Origin of the sequence: Pseudarthrobacter enclensis (genome assembly GCF_001457025.1) — a bacterium.
GTDB classification, from domain to species: Bacteria; Actinomycetota; Actinomycetes; order Actinomycetales; family Micrococcaceae; genus Arthrobacter; species Arthrobacter enclensis.
The window spans coordinates 114,509-132,106 of the sequence record NZ_KQ758605.1 but is presented as its reverse complement, the minus strand read 5'-3'; the positions used below and the strand labels follow the sequence as shown (position 1 = coordinate 132,106).

At 67.0% G+C, this 17,598-nt stretch carries 17 protein-coding genes; 2 read left to right on the top strand and 15 right to left on the bottom strand.

Annotation, left to right across the window (positions count from 1 at the left end; all coding sequences use genetic code 11):
- Window positions 1-52: 52 nt before the first annotated feature.
- The 8 genes from AS031_RS16020 to truB all read right to left on the bottom strand — a co-directional run bounded on the left by AS031_RS16020 (window position 53) and on the right by truB (window position 7,976).
- On the bottom strand, window positions 53-2,311 hold the full coding sequence (locus AS031_RS16020; RefSeq protein ID WP_058269219.1) for a polyribonucleotide nucleotidyltransferase: 2,259 nt from the start codon (window positions 2,309-2,311) through the stop codon (window positions 53-55).
- Between the two features lie 241 nt (window positions 2,312-2,552).
- A complete protein-coding gene (gene rpsO / locus AS031_RS16015) occupies window positions 2,553-2,822 on the bottom strand; it encodes a 30S ribosomal protein S15 (protein WP_009372966.1) in 270 nt (89 codons plus the stop codon).
- Window positions 2,823-3,026: 204 nt separating this feature from the next.
- On the bottom strand, window positions 3,027-4,280 hold the full coding sequence (locus AS031_RS16010) for a kynureninase (protein WP_058269159.1): 1,254 nt from the start codon (window positions 4,278-4,280) through the stop codon (window positions 3,027-3,029).
- Window positions 4,277-5,131 carry a tryptophan 2,3-dioxygenase gene (gene kynA, locus AS031_RS16005; protein WP_058269158.1) on the bottom strand — a complete coding sequence of 285 codons (855 nt, stop codon included), beginning with the start codon at window positions 5,129-5,131 and terminating at the stop codon, window positions 4,277-4,279. The genes AS031_RS16010 and kynA overlap by 4 nt, the downstream gene beginning before the upstream one ends.
- A gap of 33 nt (window positions 5,132-5,164) precedes the next feature.
- Window positions 5,165-6,148 (bottom strand): bifunctional riboflavin kinase/FAD synthetase, encoded by a 984-nt coding sequence (locus tag AS031_RS16000; RefSeq protein WP_058269157.1) that lies wholly within the window; start codon window positions 6,146-6,148, stop codon window positions 5,165-5,167.
- A 93-nt stretch (window positions 6,149-6,241) separates the two neighbouring features.
- Window positions 6,242-6,670 carry a hypothetical protein gene (locus AS031_RS15995; RefSeq protein WP_228379655.1) on the bottom strand — a complete coding sequence of 143 codons (429 nt, stop codon included), beginning with the start codon at window positions 6,668-6,670 and terminating at the stop codon, window positions 6,242-6,244.
- A 19-nt stretch (window positions 6,671-6,689) separates the two neighbouring features.
- Entirely contained in the window at window positions 6,690-7,043 is a 354-nt protein-coding gene (locus tag AS031_RS15990) for a hypothetical protein (protein ID WP_058269155.1), read from the bottom strand.
- A complete protein-coding gene (gene truB, locus AS031_RS15985) occupies window positions 7,044-7,976 on the bottom strand; it encodes a tRNA pseudouridine(55) synthase TruB (RefSeq protein WP_074447002.1) in 933 nt (310 codons plus the stop codon). It lies immediately after the preceding gene.
- A gap of 102 nt (window positions 7,977-8,078) precedes the next feature.
- Between truB and AS031_RS15980 the strand changes: the two genes are divergently transcribed.
- The gene (locus tag AS031_RS15980) at window positions 8,079-9,254 is read left to right on the top strand and encodes a pyridoxal phosphate-dependent aminotransferase (protein WP_176716561.1); all 1,176 of its coding nucleotides are present in this window, start codon (window positions 8,079-8,081) and stop codon (window positions 9,252-9,254) included.
- A 21-nt stretch (window positions 9,255-9,275) separates the two neighbouring features.
- On the opposite strand, the gene trxA is transcribed toward AS031_RS15980, so the two are convergent.
- Both trxA and AS031_RS15970 read right to left on the bottom strand, forming a co-directional pair.
- Entirely contained in the window at window positions 9,276-9,713 is a 438-nt protein-coding gene (gene trxA, locus AS031_RS15975) for a thioredoxin (protein WP_058269152.1), read from the bottom strand.
- Between the two features lies 1 nt (window position 9,714).
- Window positions 9,715-10,200 (bottom strand): nucleoside deaminase, encoded by a 486-nt coding sequence (locus AS031_RS15970; protein ID WP_058269151.1) that lies wholly within the window; start codon window positions 10,198-10,200, stop codon window positions 9,715-9,717.
- A 179-nt stretch (window positions 10,201-10,379) separates the two neighbouring features.
- Between AS031_RS15970 and AS031_RS15965 the strand changes: the two genes are divergently transcribed.
- Window positions 10,380-11,540 (top strand): ScyD/ScyE family protein, encoded by a 1,161-nt coding sequence (locus AS031_RS15965; protein ID WP_058269150.1) that lies wholly within the window; start codon window positions 10,380-10,382, stop codon window positions 11,538-11,540.
- An 81-nt stretch (window positions 11,541-11,621) separates the two neighbouring features.
- On the opposite strand, the gene rbfA is transcribed toward AS031_RS15965, so the two are convergent.
- From rbfA to AS031_RS15940, 5 genes are all read right to left on the bottom strand, one after another.
- Entirely contained in the window at window positions 11,622-12,146 is a 525-nt protein-coding gene (rbfA, locus tag AS031_RS15960; protein WP_058269149.1) for a 30S ribosome-binding factor RbfA, read from the bottom strand.
- A 235-nt stretch (window positions 12,147-12,381) separates the two neighbouring features.
- Window positions 12,382-15,243 carry a translation initiation factor IF-2 gene (gene infB / locus AS031_RS15955; RefSeq protein ID WP_058269148.1) on the bottom strand — a complete coding sequence of 954 codons (2,862 nt, stop codon included), beginning with the start codon at window positions 15,241-15,243 and terminating at the stop codon, window positions 12,382-12,384.
- A 152-nt stretch (window positions 15,244-15,395) separates the two neighbouring features.
- Entirely contained in the window at window positions 15,396-15,743 is a 348-nt protein-coding gene (locus tag AS031_RS15950) for a YlxR family protein (protein WP_074447004.1), read from the bottom strand.
- Window positions 15,744-15,931: 188 nt separating this feature from the next.
- Window positions 15,932-16,912, bottom strand: coding sequence for a transcription termination factor NusA (nusA, locus tag AS031_RS15945; RefSeq protein ID WP_058269146.1), 981 nt, complete (start codon window positions 16,910-16,912; stop codon window positions 15,932-15,934).
- Window positions 16,912-17,529: a ribosome maturation factor RimP gene (locus AS031_RS15940; protein WP_058269145.1), complete on the bottom strand. Its 618-nt coding sequence runs from the start codon at window positions 17,527-17,529 to the stop codon at window positions 16,912-16,914. Before AS031_RS15940 ends, nusA begins: the two co-directional genes overlap by 1 nt.
- Between the last annotated feature and the right edge of the window lie 69 nt (window positions 17,530-17,598).

Genomic DNA, 17,598 nt, shown 5'->3' with positions numbered 1-17,598 from the left:
GATCATCCACCGGCCCCGCCGATTTATTCACGTGTACGCGAGGGCGCAGTTGCTACGCGTCGGCGCCTTCGGCAGGCTCAGAGGCGTGGGCACGCTCGGTGTCGCCGGCGCCTTCTTCCTCGGCCACAACCGGGGCCAGGGACAGCTTGCCGCGGTCATCGATCTTGGTGATCTCGACCTGGACCTTCTGGCCCACGGAGACGACGTCATCCACGTTGTCCACGCGCTTGCCGTTGGCGAGCTTGCGGAGTTCGGAGATGTGCAGGAGGCCGTCCTTGCCCGGAGTCAGCGACACGAAGGCACCGAAGGTGGTGGTCTTGACGACCGTACCCAGGTAGCGTTCACCGACTTCCGGAACCTGCGGGTTCGCGATGGCGTTGATGGCGGAGCGTGCTGCCTCGGCAGACGGGCCGTTGGTGGCGCCAATGTAGACCGTGCCGTCGTCCTCGATGGAGATGTCGGCGCCGGTGTCTTCCTGGATCTGGTTGATCATCTTGCCCTTGGGGCCGATGACTTCACCGATCTTGTCGACGGGGATCTTCACGGCGATGACGCGCGGTGCGAACTCGGAGAGCTCGTCCGGGGTGTCGATGGCCGAGTTGATGACGTCCAGGATGTGCAGGCGGGCTTCGCGTGCCTGCTTCAGCGCAGCCGCCAGGACCGAGGCGGGGATGCCGTCGAGCTTGGTGTCGAGCTGGATGGCGGTGACGAACTCGGAGGTACCGGCAACCTTGAAGTCCATGTCGCCGAAGGCGTCTTCGGCGCCGAGGATGTCCGTCAGGGCGGCGTAGCGGGTCTGGCCGTCAACCTGGTCGGAGACCAGGCCCATGGCGATGCCTGCGACGGCGGCCTTCAGGGGCACACCGGCGTTCAGCATGGACAGGGTCGAGGCGCAGACGGAACCCATGGACGTTGAACCGTTGGAACCGAGGGCTTCGGAAACCTGGCGGATGGCGTAGGGGAATTCCTCGCGGGACGGCAGGACCGGGACGAGTGCGCGCTCGGCCAGGGCACCGTGGCCGATTTCGCGGCGCTTCGGGGAGCCGACGCGGCCGGTTTCACCGGTGGAGTACGGCGGGAAGTTGTAGTTGTGCATGTAGCGCTTGGTTTTCACCGGCGACAGCGAGTCGATCTGCTGCTCCATCTTGAGCATGTTCAGCGTGGTGACACCCATGATCTGGGTTTCGCCGCGCTCGAAGATGGCCGAACCGTGGACGCGGGGCAGGACCTCGACCTCGGCGGTGAGCTGGCGGATGTCCGTCAGGCCACGGCCGTCGATGCGGACCTGGTCCTTGAGGATGCGCTGGCGCACAACCTGCTTGGTGACCGAGCGGAATGCTGCGGACAGTTCTTTCTCGCGGCCTTCGAATTGGTCGGCCAGTCCGGCAAGGACCTCGTCCTTCAGGGCGTCGGAGGCGTTGTCGCGCTCCTGCTTGTCGGCGATCTGGAAAACAGCGGTCAGCTTCTCCGTGGCAGCGGCTTCCACTGCTGCGTACACGTCGTCCTCGTAGTCAAGGAAGACCGGGAACTCGACCGTGGGCTTGGCGGCGCGGGCGGCCAGGTCGGCCTGGGCGTCGCACAGTGCCTTGATGAACGGCTTGGCGGCCTCGAGGCCCTCGGCCACAACCTCTTCGGTGGGGGCGGTGGCGCCCTGTTCCTTGATGAGGTTCCAGGAGTTGTCCGTGGCTTCGGCTTCCACCATCATGATGGCGACGTCGTCACCGGCAACCCGGCCTGCAACCACCATGTTGAACACGGAGTTTTCCAGCTGGGAATGCTTGGGGAAAGCAACCCACTGGGAGCCGTTTTCGTCGGCGACCAGGGCAACGCGGACGCCGCCGATGGGGCCCGAGAACGGCAGGCCGGAGAGCTGGGTGGACATGGAGGAGGCGTTGATGGCCACCACGTCGTAGAGCTCGTCGGGGTTGATGGCCAGGACGGTCACCACGATCTGGACTTCGTTGCGCAGGCCCTTGATGAAGGCGGGGCGCAGCGGGCGGTCCATCAGGCGGCAGGCCAGGATGGCTTCGGTGGACGGGCGGCCTTCACGGCGGAAGAACGAGCCCGGGATGCGGCCGGCAGCGTACATGCGCTCTTCGACGTCGACCGTCAGCGGGAAGAAGTCGAAGCCTTCGCGCGGGTGCTTGCCGGCGGTGGTGGCGGACAGCAGCGCGGTGTCATCGTCGATGTACACCATGGCCGCGCCGGCTGCCTGCTTGGCGAGGCGGCCGGTTTCAAAGCGGATTACGCGCTTGCCGAAGCGGCCATTGTCAATAACGGCTTCTGAGAACTGGATTTCGGGACCCTCCAAGAGAGTCACCTCCGTTTCTGTTTCACGGAAGTCCAGCCGCATCAACCCAGCCCAGCATCTGTCTACTGGCCCTGCACCCGGTCATCGATCGAGACCCACGGGCCGGCGGCTTCACCAAAGAAGCCGTTCCCGGGGATCACTACCGAGGACCGCGAATGCGTGATGCGGTTGATCCTCCTGTTGAGTTTTGTGTGAAGAAGGCGGCCCGATCCGTGAAGGAAAGGGCCGCCCCAAAGTCAGACTAGCGGCGCAGGCCGAGGCGCTCGATGAGCGAACGGTAGCGGGCGATGTCGGTCTTCTTGAGGTAGCTCAGCATACGCTTGCGACGACCAACCATGGCCAGCAGACCGCGCTGGGTGTGGAAGTCGTGCTTGTGCTCCTTCATGTGCTCAGTCAGATCCTTGATCCGCTGGGTCAGGACGGCAACCTGGACCTCGGGTGAACCGGTGTCGCCTTCGGCGGTTGCGTATTCCTTGATGATGGACTGCTTTACAGCGGCGTCAAGTGCCACGTTTACTCCTTGGGATGTGCCGTGAGGGCCCGGTCAGAAACTCACTGCCGGGTCTGCCGCCGCAGCCGGGACCGGTTGAACCGGGGATGGGATGCAGGCAACAGGACCCAGCCGCCACGGACTGCAGCCGGATCCGTCGTCCAGTTTACCGGCCCGGACCTAACCTGTCGAAACAGAATGCGGCGGCGCGGGCCGCCTGGCCTGTCAGCCCTGCAGACGGTCCCGGATCGCGGCCATGCCCTGGAGCACTTCGCCGAAGCTGGTGCTCAACGGCGAGAGTCCCACCCTGATGCCGTGCGGGGCGCGGAAGTCCGGGATGACATCCCCGTCCCACAGGTCTTCGACGGTGGCCTTGGTGAAGTCCGGGTGGTCCACGGTGATGTGGCTGCCGCGCTCCCCCGGTTTCCGGGGCGAGGCCAGCCGGGCGCCCAGTGGAGCGAGCCAGGCGTCGAAAACCTCGACGGCGAACGCGGTCAGCATCTCCGACTTGGTCCGGATGGCCGCCATGGAGGCTTCCTCGATCAGGTCCAGGGTGCCCTGCATGGCCAGCATGCCGAAGATCGCCGGGGTGCCGCTGAGGAACCCGCGGATGCCCGGGGCAGGCTCATAGCCGGCCGCCATGTCGAAGGCGTCCTTGCGTCCCATCCATCCCCAGATGGGCTGGTTCAGTGATGCTAGGTGCCGTTGGTTGACGTACGCGAAAGCCGGTGAGCCCGGGCCGCCGTTGAGGTACTTGTAGGTGCATCCCGCGGCGAAGTCCACATCCGCGCCGTCCAGGTTGATCTCCACGGACCCCGCGGAGTGGCAGAGGTCCCAGACCACCAGCGCACCGGCGTCGTGCACTGCTTTGGTGATCCCGGCAAGGTCCGCGAGGTGCCCGGAGCGGTAGGCGATCTGGCTGAGGAGTACGACGGCGGTGCGCGGCCCGGTTGCCGCCCGGACCTGCTCCACGGTCACCCCGGCCGCGGGATCCGTTTCGATCCACCGCAGGGTCAGCCCTTCCTCCAAGGCGATGCCCTCGACCAGGTACCGGTCCGTGGGGAAGTTTTCGGTGTCCAGGACGAGTTCGTTCCGGTCGGGATCGGCCACGGCCGCCAGCGCGGCCCGGATGAGCTTGTACAGGACCACTGTGGTGGAGTCGGCGATGATGGTCTGCCCGGGTGCCGCCCCCAGGACGGCGCGGCCAAGCTGGTCACCGATGGCCTGGGGCAGGCCCAGCCACTTTTCGTCCCATCCGCGGATCAGGCGGCCGCCCCATTCGTCCCGGATGAACGCGGCGATGTCGTCCGCGGTGCGCTTCAGCGGCCTGCCGAGGGAGTTCCCGTCGAGGTAGGACAGGGGGGTGTCGGTGCCGATGAAGTGGTCGCGGTAATGCGCCAGCGGATCCTGCGCATCGAGCCCGTCGGCCCGCTGCCGGAGTGCCTGGTCCGCACCGGTGTGCTGGTGGTCGATGCTCATTGTCCGATCTCCGTCCTGACCGCGAACAGCTCCGGGAAAAACGTCAGTTCCAGCGCTTTTTGCAGGAAGGTCACTCCGCTGGATCCGCCGGTGCCGGTCTTCATGCCGATGGTCCGCTGCACGGTGCGCAGGTGCCGGAAACGCCAGAGCTGGAAGTTGTCCTCCAGGTCGACGAGTTCCTCGCAGGCCTCGTAGGCGCCCCAGTTGTCGGCTGCGTGCTCGTAGATGTATTTGAAGAGCGGGACCAGCGCAGGCGTGAATTCGTGGGCGCGCGTGACGTCCCGGGTGAGGACGGAAGCCGGCACGTCGAAGCCCTGCCGCGAGAGGTAGGCGAGGAATTCGTCGTAGATGCTGGGCGCCGCCAGGAGTTCCTCCAGCATTGCGTGGGCTTCCGGGTCTGATTCGAAGACCGGCAGCATCTTGCGGTTCTTGTTGCCCAGCACGAATTCCACGGCACGGTACTGGGCGGACTGGAAGCCGGAGGAGTTGCCCAGGAACCCGCGGAACTGCGAATACTCGGTGGGCGTGAGCGTGGCCAGCACGGACCACTGTTCAGTGAGGGTCTTCTGGATGTGCTTGACCCTGGCGATTCCCTTCAGCGCGGAGCCGAGATCGTCCGCGCGGAGCCAGGCCGCGGCGCTGCGGAGCTCGTGCAGCACCAGCTTCAGCCACAGCTCCGTGGTCTGGTGCTGGATGATGAACAGCAGCTCGTCGTGGTGCTCCGGTTCACTGACCGGCTGCTGGGCGCTGAGCAGGGTGGGAAGCTGCAGGTAGGAGCCGTAGCTCATCCGGGAGCTGAAGTCGCGGACAATCCCCTTGTCCAGCTTCCGGGTGTTCTTCTCGACGGACACGTCCTGCCTTTCGCCTGCTTCGAGGGGATGGCCCTAGCGCCGGGCCAGCAGCCCGTGCGCCTGGACCACGTCCAGTTTCATCTGGTCAACCAGTGCTTCAGGCCCACGGTAAGCCACCATGCCCCGCAGCCTGGCCACGAATTCGACAATGACTGTCTGGCCGTACAGATCGAAGTCCTCCACGGCTTCCTTGGGCCGGTCGATGACGTGCGCTTCAACCTGCCGGCTCACGCCGTCGAACGTGGGATTGGAGCCGACGGAAATGGCGGCCGGCCAGCGTTTGCCCGCCTGGTCCACCAGCCATCCCGCGTAGATGCCGTCGGCCGGGATCAGGCCGGTCGAGGTGGCGGCAAGGTTGGCGGTGGGGAATCCGAGGGCGCGTCCGCGGGCTGCCCCGTGGACCACTTCACCGCGCATGCGGTGCGGCCGGCCCAGGACGGCGGCGGCAGTGGCAACGTCGCCTTCCTGCAGCGCCTCGCGCACCCAGGTGGACGAGCAGCGGCGGTCCGTGCCGTCGTCGTCGTGCAGGGGGTAGCCTTCGGAACCGAATTCGCTGATGACCTGGACGTCGAAGTTGAACTTCGCGCCCAGCTCCTTCATGGTGTCCAGGTCGCCGGAGTTGCCGCGGCCGAAGCGGGCGTCGTGCCCGATGACGACGTGGCTGGCATGCAGGCAGTCCACCAGGTACTGCTGCACGAATTCTTCGGCAGTGAGGCTGGCCAGGTCGAGGGAGTACTTGACCACCAGGATGCCGTCCAGGCCCAGTTCGCCGAGGGCTTCGAGCTTGTCCTCGAGTCCCATGATGAGGCGGGGGGCGCTCTCGGGGCGGTGGATCACGGCCGGGTGGGGGTCGAAGGTGACGGCGACGGCTTTGGAGTGGGTGAGCCTGGCGGAGCGGATGAGCTGCGAGAGCACCTGCTGGTGCCCGCGGTGAACGCCGTCGAAGTTGCCGAAAGTGACAACTGATGGGCCGAAGTCCTCCGGGACTTCGGACGGATCGTTCCAGATGTGGACCATCTACCTCGCCTTAAACTGCCTGCAGCATCAGTAATCCGCAGCCATCAGGGCCGCGGAACTCTTCAAGGGTACCCGCATTCCCGGGGCCGGTTTTCACCGGGACGGCCTGCGCCGGTACAGCCACACCAGGCCCAGGACGGGCAGCACCAGCGGGATGAAGCCGTAGCCGCGGCCGAACAGGGACCACACGGTTTCATGCGGAAACGCCACGGAGTCGAAGATGCTGAGGGCTCCGACCACCAGGACGCCCACCAGCTCAACCAGGACAGCGGCGACGGAAACCTTGAACCAGGTTTTCCCCGCCTTCGCCAGGGAGACGGTGGCCACGGCGTATACCAGGGCAGCGAAGGCGGACAGCAGGTAGGCTGCCGGCGCCTCAGAGAACTTGGTGAGGATCTGGTAGCCGGCGCGGGCCGTGGCGGAGATGGCGAAAATGGCGTACACCGCAATCAACAGCCGGCCCGGCCCGGTGTTGCGGGTGTTTCCGGGCGCCGCTGCCGGCTGGGCGTGCTGGTTTTTCACGTTGCGTGCTTCTTCCACTTCAGTACCAGATCTGGTTCATGCGGGCGGCCATCACCAGGGCGGTCACGCCGACGGCGGCCAGGACAAAGTTGCTCCACCGGGTCCGTTCCAGGATGGACCAATAGACGGCGGCAGGGGGCAGGAGCATGGCGGTGACAAGGTAGCCCCAGAACTCCCAGGCTTCACCGGCAATGGATTCTCCGGCGATGACCCGGATGATCGATCCCACCAGGTAGACCACCAGTGCTGCCTCCACCGCCACGACGGACAGCAGGGTGGCGTCGTTGGGGGCTTTCTTCATGATGCCTGCGGCGGCGCAGATGACCGTGGAGATCAGGCCCACGGCAAGGATGAGGTAGAAGAACCCGTCCACTCAGGCCTCCCCGGCTGCTGCGGGGGCGCCGTTGCCCGGGGCGAAGACCAGGACGGGCTTGGCATAATTGCCGCTGTCCGCGAGCAGGGCCACCAGGTTCCCGTCGGGGGCGAACGCGGCGGCGGGGTGCTCTGCGGTGGCGGCGTCCGGGCTGCCCGCGGGGGCCCCGGCCGGGATCCTGCGGCCGTAGGAGATTTCCGTGGTTTCCGCGGCGGTCAGTTCACGGTTGGGCATGAGCGCACGGGCCGCCTGTGACATCTCCAGGACGTCCAGGTCCCCGGCAAGCTGCTCCAGGGTGCGTGCCTGGTCCAGCGAGTAGGGGCCGACCTTGGTGCGGCGGAGTTCGGTGAGGTGTCCGCCGACGCCGAGCGCGTTCCCCAGGTCCCGGGCCAGGGCACGGATATAGGTTCCGGAGGAGCATTCCACGGTGACGTCGAGGTCAATGACGTCCGCGGCCGCGTCGCGGCGGATGCTGTGGATGTCGAAGCGGTGGATGGTCACCGGGCGTGCGGCCAGCTTCACGTCCTCGCCGGAGCGGACCCTCGCGTAGGCGCGTTCGCCGTTGACCTTGATGGCGCTGACGCTGCTGGGCACCTGCTGGATGGCGCCGGTGAGGGCCGCGACGCCGTCGTGGATGTCCTGGTCCGGCACCGCGGAGGTGCCGGCGGTGGCAACCACGTCCCCTTCGGCGTCGTCCGTCACCGTGGACTGGCCCAGGCGGATGGTGGCGGTGTAGGTCTTGGACGTTCCCACAATGTAGGTGAGCAGGCGGGTGGCCTTGTTGATGCCGAGCACCAGGACGCCGGTGGCCATGGGATCGAGCGTCCCCGCGTGCCCTACTTTCCGGGTCCCTGCGATGCGCCGCATCCGGCCAACCACATCATGGCTGGTCCATCCCTGCGGCTTGTCCACTATCACCAGTCCAGAAAGCACGCCTACCAGTATATGGGTGCCGCCGCGGGCCCCGGCGCCGTCCCGCGGCCCCGCCGCCAAGGCGCCGGGTGGGAGGGGCTGCTCCCGGCTAGGATGGCAGGCATGCCTGAGCTTGCCGCCCATGTCCGCGACGTGCCCGTCAACCAGATCCGGGAGATCACCGAGGCCGCCTGGCGCACTCCCAACGCCCTGGTCCTCAGCATCGGTGAGCCGGGTTTCGCACTCCCCCGCCACGTCCTGGACGCCGGCATGGCGTGCCTGGACAGGGATGAGACGAACTACACGCCCAACGCCGGGATCCCCGGCCTCCGGGAGGCCTTCGCTGCGCGTTTCCGGGAAGAGCAGGGCGTGGACGTCGGCGCTGACCGGGTGTACGTGGTCTCCGGCGCCCAGCAGGGGCTGCACTTCGCGATGAGCCTGTTGCTGTCCCCCGGTGATGAGATCCTCATCCCCAACCCGGGTTACCCCACGTTCGCGATGACCAGCCGGCTGCTGGGCGCGGTTCCGGTTGGCTACCCGCTGTTGCCGGAGAACGGGTTCCAGCCCCGCACCCGGGACATCGAAGCGCTCATCACGGCCAGGACCCGTGTCCTGGTCCTGAATTCCCCGTCCAACCCGTTGGGGGCCGTCCTGGGCGAGGAGACTGTCCGTGACCTGATGGACCTGGCGCGCAGGCACAACCTGTGGGTCATTTCGGACGAGTGCTACGAAGCGTTCACCTACGATGTGCCGCATGTCAGTCCGGCGCGGTTCGACGGCGGCACACCGGCCGAGGCGCGCGTGTTCACCTCGTTGACGCTGTCCAAGACCTACGGGTTGACGGGGCTGCGGATCGGCGCGCTGATCTGCCCGCCGGGATTGCAGCAGCAGATGGACAACGTGATGGAGTCGATCGTTTCGTGCGTGGCGGCACCCTCGCAGTATGCGGCGCTCGCCGCCCTCACCGGCCCGCAGGACTATGTGGAAACGGCGCACCGGCATTACCGGGAGAACCGGGACGCCGCCTCCGCCGTGCTCGACAGCAAGGACATTCCCTACCTGCAGGCACAGGGGGCCTTCTACCTGTGGGCCGACGTGTCGCACGTTAGCGGCGGCGATGTCCGGGCCTGGGTTCGCCGGTTCCTGGCCGACGCCGGCGTGGCGCTCGCCCCTGGCACCGCGTTCGGCTCCATCGGCGAGGGCTGGGTCAGGATCGCGCTCTGCGGCCGGAAGCAGGACCTGCTGGACGGGCTGTCCCGCCTGCCGGCGCGTGCACCCGCGGGCGGCACGGCCGGATAACTCCTGGCGACAGGGGGCCGGTTAGCGCCCTGACCCGGCCAACGCCCCGTCCAGCCAGGACCGGAGCGCAGCGGCCGGGGCGGCGCCGGCCTGGCGTGCGGCAACCTTGCCGTCCACCAGCACCATCAGGGTGGGGATGGCCTGGACATCGAACCGGCGGGACAGGGCGGGGGAAGCGTCCACATCAACTTTGACGAGTTTGATGGCTCCGGCCCGTTCCCTGGCCAGTGTGTCCAGGACCGGGCTGACCATCCGGCACGGCCCGCACCAGTCGGCCCAGAAGTCCACCAGCACGGGCACCGGCGACTGCTCGGCGACGGGGCCGAAATCGGCGTCGCCGGCGGCCACGATCCAGGGCAGTGCTGCCTTGCAGTGGCCGCAGCGGGGCCGTCCGCCGGCCCGCGACGGGATCCTGTTGGTCTTTCCGCACGAGGGACAGGCCATAAGGGTGCTTTCCATGTCAGTACTCCGTCCTGTCCTGCTGGGCGCCCCACGCCTGGAAAGGTGCGTCCGACGCCGGGAAGTCGCTGCAGATGACCGGCATCAGGTCCGCGCGCGTGCCGGCGAAGTATTCGTAGAACAGGGCGTCGTCGAAACCTGCCGCCGCGGCGCCGTGCCGGTCCGCTGCGAAATACACACGGCCAATCCGTGCCCACAGCGCCGAGGCCAGGCAGAGCGGACAGGGCTCGCAGCTGGCATAGAGGACCGCCCCGTCCAGGTTGAAGTTGGATGTTCCGGCGGCCGCGGCACGGATAGCCACCACTTCGGCGTGGGCAGTGGGGTCATTGTCACGGGTCACCCGGTTGACGCCTTCGAAGACCCGCCCGTCGGGCATCACCACCACCGCACCGAAGGGGCCGCCGCCCTCGGCGACGTTCCGTGTTGCCAGGCCCACTGCCTGCTGGAGGTACCCCGCGGGGCTGTTGTTGTCCGGTGCCGTGGTCATAGTCAGATCCTAGCCAGTCTGCCGCCGGATAGGGGATGGATCCGGGGGCCTGTTAGGGGGGAAATCACCGATGACAGGACGTCAACCCGGGCATATCCTTGCGCCGGGGGAATCCGCATTTTTTGCCTCCAGCGAGGCTTCGTATCCGGCCCGCCAAGGGCATGCACCCGGAGAACCCAATGAACAAGAGAATCACTATTATCGGCCTGGTGGCTGCCGCCATGGCGTTCGCCCCCGCAGGCCCGGCGGCGGCATCGGACAAAGGCAGGGACGATGTCAAACCCCAGGAGGTGGCCTCGGGCCTGGTCACCCCGCTCCACCTGGCAGTTGGAACAGCAAAGTCCCTCTACGTGAGCCAGGACTTTGCCGGCAAGCTCAGCCGCGTCAGCCGCGGCGGTGACATTGAGGACGTGTACACCAACCCCGGGCAGGGATGGGACGTGGCAGGGGTGGACACCCGCGGCGCCACCACATTCTTCCTGGAAAGCAAGGGCGCAGGCCTGGGCAAGCCGGATCAGCTTGAGGGATACCTGAAGGCCATCGGTCCGAACGGCAAGGTCAGGGAGGTCGCCGGCTTCGCCGACTACGAGCGGGAGAACAACCCTGACGGCGACCAGCAGTACGGGCTCGATGACAACGTCGGTGACGCCTGCCTGCAACAGTGGCCCAAGGACTTCCCCGCCCCGGCGCGCTACACCGGTACTGTCGACTCCCATCCCTACGCGCTCGCCGTGCAGGGCAACACCGCCTATGTGGCAGACGCCGGCATGAACGCCATCCTTGAGGTGGACCTGCGATCAGGCGACGTTTCCACGCTGGCCGTCCTGCCGCCACGGCCGGCGGTCGTTCCGGAAGGTGCAGACAAGCCTGAGTCGGAGGGTGGCCTGGGAGTCCCCGCCTGCGTAGTGGGCCACGAGTACGCCTTTGAACCTGTTCCCACCGATGTGGAGATCGGGCAGGACGGGTGGCTGTATGTGACGTCGCTGCCCGGCGGCCCGGAAAGCGCCGCGCTCGGCGCCCGCGGTGCCGTGTTCCGGATCAACCCATGGAACGGCCGCGTGAAGGTGTGGGCGGATGAGATCCTCAGCCCCACGGGCCTTGCCATCGCGAACAATGGCGACGTCTACGTGGCGTCACTGTTCGGCGGACAGATCCTGAAGTTCGTCGGCCGGGACGGTGACCGTTCGGATTTCCTGACGGTCAACCAGCCTGCCGACGTTGAGATCCGGGGCAACACCCTGTACGCGACGACGGACGTGCTGCCGCCCATGACGGGCCCCGAACCGCCCGCCGGTCCCCCGCCGGCGACAGGGAAGGTCATCAGGGCCGATCTCCGCTGACGGGCAGCAAACCACCCCGGACACGCGTAAGGCCCGGACTGGCGTGATCCGTCAGTCCGGGCCTTGGCGAGCGGCGATGCCCTACTTGGTGCCGCCGTCGGTGTTGCCGTCTTCTTCGATATCCTCGTCCGAGGTGAGGTCCAGGTCCTCTTCGTCGAAGTCGTCCTCGTCGATGTCGGCGTCAGCCGGGGCGTCGCTTCGGTAGGGGTCGGCGTCGCCCGCGTGCTTGGCGTTGGCTGCCAGTGCGGCCACCTCGGCGTCACGCTTCTTGGCTTCGCGCAGCAGCTCCTCGAGGTTGGAGGCGTTGACCGGAATCTGGTCGGCAACGAACTCAAGCGTGGGCGTCAGGCGGGCGGTGATGTTCCGGCCGACTTCCTGCCGGAGCACGCCCTTGGCCTTCTCCAGCCCCTTGGCCGCGTCAGCCTGCAGGGCCTGGTCGCCGAAAACGGTGTAGTAGACGGTGGCATGCTGCAGGTCGTTGGTCACCCGGGCATCGGTAACAGTGACACCCTCAACCCGGGGATCCTTGATCCGCCGGCCCAGGGCCTCAGCAACAACAACCTTAATCCGCTGCGCCAACTTGGCAGCACGTGCCGGATCAGCCATGAATAACTCCTAAAAAGAAGAAGGGTTACGACGACGGCGCATGGGCTGCGTCGTACGTTCCAGTTGAATGCCACGCACCCAAGGCGAGCCGACGACGGACCCGGCGGGATTCTTTCCGGCGGCCAGGGAGTGGCATCGGGCCTGCCGGAGCTGGGCGGCGCGGGATCGAAGATCCCAAGCCGCCCAGCGAAGGGGCGGGGCCGCCGGAAAAATCCCGACGGCCCCACCAAGGAGACTAGACGCGCGGCTTCTCGCGCATCTCGAAGGTCTCGATGATGTCACCTTCAACAATGTCGTTGTACGAGCCAAGGCCGATACCACACTCGAAGTCCGTGCGGACCTCGGTGGCGTCGTCCTTGAAGCGCTTGAGCGTCTCGATGGTGAGGTTGTCGCCGATGACCTTGCCGTCGCGGCTGATGCGTGCCTTGGTGTTGCGGCGGATGATGCCGCTGCGGACGATCGAGCCTGCGATGTTTCCGAACTTGGAGGAGCGGAAGACTTCGCGGACCTCGGCGGTGCCCAGCTGGAATTCTTCGTATTCCGGCTTGAGCATGCCCTTGAGCGCCATTTCGATGTCGTCGATGGCGGCGTAGATGACCGAGTAGAAGCGCATGTCGACGCCTTCGCGGTCTGCCAGTTCGGCAACCCGCTCGGCGGGCTTGACGTTGAAGCCGATGATGACTGCGGAGTCGACCGTTGCCAGGTTGACGTCGTTCTGGGTGATAGCACCCACGCCGCGGTGGATGACGCGCAGCTGCACGCCTTCGCCGACGTCGATCTTGAGCAGGGCGTCCTCGAGGGCTTCCACTGCACCGGACACGTCACCCTTGAGGATGAGGTTGAGGGTGTCGATCTTGCCGTCGGCCACTGCCTGGTCGAAGTCTTCCAGGCTGATGCGCTTGCGGCGCTTGGCGAGCTGGGCGTTGCGCTCTGCTGCTTCACGCTTTTCGGCGATCTGGCGGGCGGTGCGCTCGTCGGCGGTCACCAGGAAGGTGTCGCCGGCGCGCGGCACGTTGGACAGGCCGAGGACCTGGACCGGGCGGGACGGCAGTGCGACGTCGAGGGCCTCACCGTTTTCGTCGAACATGGCGCGGACGCGGCCGTGGGCCGTGCCGGCGACGATGGTGTCGCCGACGGCGAGGGTACCGGACTGGACCAGGACGGTCGCAACGGCACCGCGGCCCTTGTCGAGGTTCGCTTCGATGGCGATGCCGCGGGCAGCCTTGTCCGGGTTGGCCCGGAGGTCCAGGGCGGCGTCTGCGGTGAGCAGCACGGCGTCGATCAGTTCGTCGATGTTGAGGTTCTGGCGGGCAGAGACCTCAACGAACATGGTGTCGCCACCGTATTCTTCCGGAACCAGGCCGTACTCGGTCAGCTGGCCCTTGACCTTGTCAGGGTTGGCGCCTTCCTTGTCGATCTTGTTCACTGCCACGACGATCGGCACGTTGGCCGCCTGGGCGTGGTTGAGCGCTTCAACGGTCTGCGGCATGACACCGTCATCGGCTGCCACCACGAGGATGGCGATGTCGGTGACCTTGGCACCACGGGCACGCATGGCGGTGAACGCCTCGTGACCCGGGGTATCGATGAAGGTGATGTCCCGCTCGGTGCCCTCGTGCTCGTGGGTGATCTGGTAGGCACCGATGTGCTGGGTGATGCCACCGTGCTCGCCGGCAACGACATCCGAGTTGCGGATGGCGTCGAGGAGGCGGGTCTTACCGTGGTCGACGTGGCCCATGACGGTGACCACGGGAGCCCGCGGTTCAAGTTCCTCGTCGCCTTCGGCCTCGAGTTCAGCTTCAACGTCGATATCGAAGGTGGAGAGCAGTTCGCGTTCCTCGTCCTCGGGCGAGACGACCTGGAGCTTGTAGCCCAGTTCCTCGCCAAGCAGGGCGAACGTGTCCTCGTCCAGCGACTGGGTGGCGGTGGCCATTTCACCGAGGTGGAACAGCACGGTCACCAGCGCGGCGGGGTTTGCCTCGATCTTGTCGGCGAAGTCCGTGATGGACGAGCCGCGGCGCAGGCGGATGACGGTGTTGCCGTCGCCGCGGGGCACGCTCACGCCGCCCAGCGACGGTGCGCTCATCTGCTCCAGTTCCTGGCGCTTGGCACGCTTCGACTTGCGCTGCTTGCCGCGGCCTGCGCCGCCCTTGCCGAAGGCACCCTGGGTGCCGCCGCGGCCGCGGCCGCCCTTACCGAAACCGCCGCCGGCAGGTGCACCGCCGCCACCGGGACCACCGCTGCCGGGGGCACCCGGACGTCCGGGGCCGCGTCCGCCGCCGGGACGGCCGGCACTTGCGGGTGCGGGACGCTCGGTGCGGTTGGGCATCATGCCCGGAGTAGGACGGGGACCGCCGGGACGCGGTGCACCCGGACGGGGACCACCTGCGCCTGCGGCAGGACGGGGTCCGCCTGCGCCGGGCGCGGGGCGGGGACCACCGGGACGGGGGCCGCCGGCACCTGCCGCCGGGCGGGGACCGCCGGGACGTTCACCGTCGGTGCGGCCACCGCCGGGGCGGGGCATGCCCTGGGAGGTGGCAAACGGGTTGTTGCCGGGACGGGGTGCACGGTCTCCGTCGCCGCCGCGGCCGCGGGGCATGCCCTGCGAGGTGGCAAACGGGTTGTTGCCCGGACGGGGTCCGCCGGGGCGGGGTCCGGAGGAACCCTGGGAGGCGCCGCCCTGGCGGGGAGCCGGGGACGGGGTTTCTGCCTTGGGACCGGGGCGTGCTCCCGGCTTTGCGCCGGTGGACGGGGCAGCGGGGGCAGCTGCAGATGCCTGCGGAGCTGCCGGTGCTGCGGGTGCCGCGGGAGCGGGCGCTTCAGCCTTGGGGGCCGGAGCCTTGGGCGCAGCAGGGCCGGGGGCCGGAGCTGCCGGACGGGACTCAGCCGCGGGGGCGGATGCCTTGGGCGCGGCGGGAGCGGCAGCCTTGTTTGCTGCGGCGTCGGGGAAGGCGTTGCGGAGCTTCCGCACGACGGGGGCCTCAATGGTGGATGAGGCGGAGCGAACGAATTCGCCCAGTTCCTGCAGTTTGGTTACTGCATCTTTGGAAGTGATACCGAGCTCTTTGGCGAGCTCATGTACGCGGACCTTGGCCACATTTCTCCTGTCTCGGTCCGCACCGAGCCAGGTACGAACCGTCTACTTCTTACTGCGGACCCCGGCCGCGGTTTGTGCGGAGGGGCCCATTGCAGAGCGCAACAAAGTTGTCATCGTTACGCACTCATCGCTGGGAACTCATCGGGTTTCCATCAGATTTCTGACCCGCTTTCAGGTTGGACGGTTGGTGCTGCAGCCACCGGGGCGCCTGCGGCGTTCGGACCTGCCATGATCCGGCGTTCCACGGCGGCGGTTCCGGTGGCGCCCCTGAGGGCACGCCCGAACGCACGCCGTTTGATCGCCAGTGCCAGGCACGATTCGCTGGGATGCAGCCATGCACCCCGGCCAGCCATCCGGCGTCGTTCGTCCACCAGGACAGCGGATGAACCGCTGGCGTCGGCGACGAGCCGGAGTAACTCAGACCGCTGCCCTTTCTTCCGGCAGCCGATGCAGGTACGTTCCGGCTGATTTCCGCTGGTAGGTACTTCTGCCACGGTCATCGTCCTGACGTTCATATCTGCTGGCCAACATCGGGCCTGTTCCGCTGCTGCGGTCCAGGTACGCGAAGGCACACTGCTGCCGGCCGTAAGGCGCGGACCATTCCATTCTAGACCCTCCGGGCGGTTCTGCCCGAACCGGCGCCCGTCCGCGGCGCGGCCGGGCGCCACGGCGGACGGGTCAGGCCGGCCTAGTTTTCCTTCTGGGGTGCTGCGTCGGAGACGATGTCGATCCGCCAGCCGGTCAGTTTTGCCGCGAGGCGGGCATTCTGGCCTTCCTTGCCGATGGCCAGGGAGAGCTGGTAGTCCGGCACCACAACGCGCGCGGACCGGGTGGCCTCATCCGTGATGGTGACCGAATTCACGCGCGACGGCGACAGGGCGCTGGCGATGAAGGTCGCCGGATTGTCGCTGAAGTCGACGATGTCGATCTTTTCGTCGTTCAGTTCGGTCATCACGGCGCGGACGCGGGAGCCCATCTCGCCGATGCAGGCACCCTTGGCGTTGATGCCCGCGGCGTTGGCCTTGACGGCGATCTTGGTCCGGTGGCCGGCTTCGCGGGCCAGCGCAACGATCTCCACGGAACGGTCGGCGATCTCGGGAACTTCGAGTTCGAACAGCTTGCGGACCAGGCCCGGGTGCGACCGTGACAGGGTCACCGACGGACCCTTGGTGCCGCGGTGCACATCGATGACCAGCGCGCGCAGGCGATTGCCGTGGATGTACTTTTCGCCGGGGACCTGTTCGGGCGGCGGAAGCAGTGCTTCCAGGGAACCGAGGTTCACCTGGATCATGTGCGGGTTGTTGCCCTGCTGGATGGTGCCGGACACCAGTTCGCCTTCGCGGCCCTTGAACTCGCCCAGGACGTTGTCGTCCTCAACGTCGCGGAGCCTCTGCAGGATGATCTGCCGTGCGGTGCTGGCGGCGATGCGGCCGAACCCTTCCGGGGTGTGCTCGAACTCGCCGATCGGCGCGCCGTCGTCGTCCAGTTCCACGGCCCAGATGGTCACGTGGCCGCTCTTGCGGTCGAGTTCGGCACGTGCCTTCTCGAAGGCGCCGGGCGACTTGTGGTAGGCCACCAGCAGTGCCTGCTCGATGGTGGGGATGAGGAGGTCCAGCGGAATTTCGCGCTCACGCTCCAACAGCCTCAGTGCGCTCATGTCAATATCCATCAGGCCTCCTCGGAAGGTCCATTGTGTTCAGGTTCCAGACCGTCCTCGGAAAGGTGGCTGAATTCGATCTCGACTTTTCCGTTGCGGATCCTGTCGAAAGGAAGCTTGACGGGCTCGCCCTGCTTGGGTTTCATGCCCTTCTTGACGGCGATTTCCGGAACGAGGGTCACTCCGGCGTCGTCCACGGACTGGATGCGCCCGGTGATGTTCTCCCCCTGGATGACGTTGACCTTGGCCATCCGGCCCTTGGCGCGGTGCCAGTGGCGCGGTTCGGTCAGCGGCCGGCCGACGCCGGGCGAGGAGACCTCGAGGTCATAGGGCCGGCTGTCCGATGCGGGGTCGCTGTCCATGACGTCGGAGAGCACCTTGGAAATGTCCGCGATGACGTCGAGGCTGACCCCGCCGGTCTCCTCCTGCGGGAGGTCCACCACGACGTGGACTACCCGGTGGGAGCCGGCGACGTTGATGGACACGTCCTCGAGGTAGAGCCGGTTGGCCAGGACGGACGGTTCAAGGAGCGCCCGGATCCGGTCGGCTTCCCGGTTGTGGGCCGTTTCAGAGCCGCCCCCGCCCTGTGCGGTGTGGTCTGATGAAGCCGTGGCTTCTGCGTTGCTCACGATGCCGGCCGCCTCCCGTATAGATGATGTGGTGTTTACTAGCGTAGCCATTTTACCGGCAGGGTGGTT

Bases quoted from the DNA above. Each gene is read 5' to 3' on its own strand.
- AS031_RS16010 (WP_058269159.1), bottom strand. From the start codon at position 4,280: ATGAGCATCGACCACCAGCACACCGGTGCGGACCAGGCACTCCGGCAG.
- AS031_RS16000 (WP_058269157.1), bottom strand. From the start codon at position 6,148: ATGGTCCACATCTGGAACGATCCGTCCGAAGTCCCGGAGGACTTCGGC.
- AS031_RS15980 (WP_176716561.1), top strand. From the start codon at position 8,079: ATGCCTGAGCTTGCCGCCCATGTCCGCGACGTGCCCGTCAACCAGATC.
- trxA (WP_058269152.1), bottom strand. From the start codon at position 9,713: ATGGAAAGCACCCTTATGGCCTGTCCCTCGTGCGGAAAGACCAACAGG.
- AS031_RS15970 (WP_058269151.1), bottom strand. From the start codon at position 10,200: ATGACCACGGCACCGGACAACAACAGCCCCGCGGGGTACCTCCAGCAG.
- AS031_RS15965 (WP_058269150.1), top strand. From the start codon at position 10,380: ATGAACAAGAGAATCACTATTATCGGCCTGGTGGCTGCCGCCATGGCG.
- rbfA (WP_058269149.1), bottom strand. From the start codon at position 12,146: ATGGCTGATCCGGCACGTGCTGCCAAGTTGGCGCAGCGGATTAAGGTT.
- AS031_RS15950 (WP_074447004.1), bottom strand. From the start codon at position 15,743: ATGACCGTGGCAGAAGTACCTACCAGCGGAAATCAGCCGGAACGTACC.
- nusA (WP_058269146.1), bottom strand. From the start codon at position 16,912: ATGGATATTGACATGAGCGCACTGAGGCTGTTGGAGCGTGAGCGCGAA.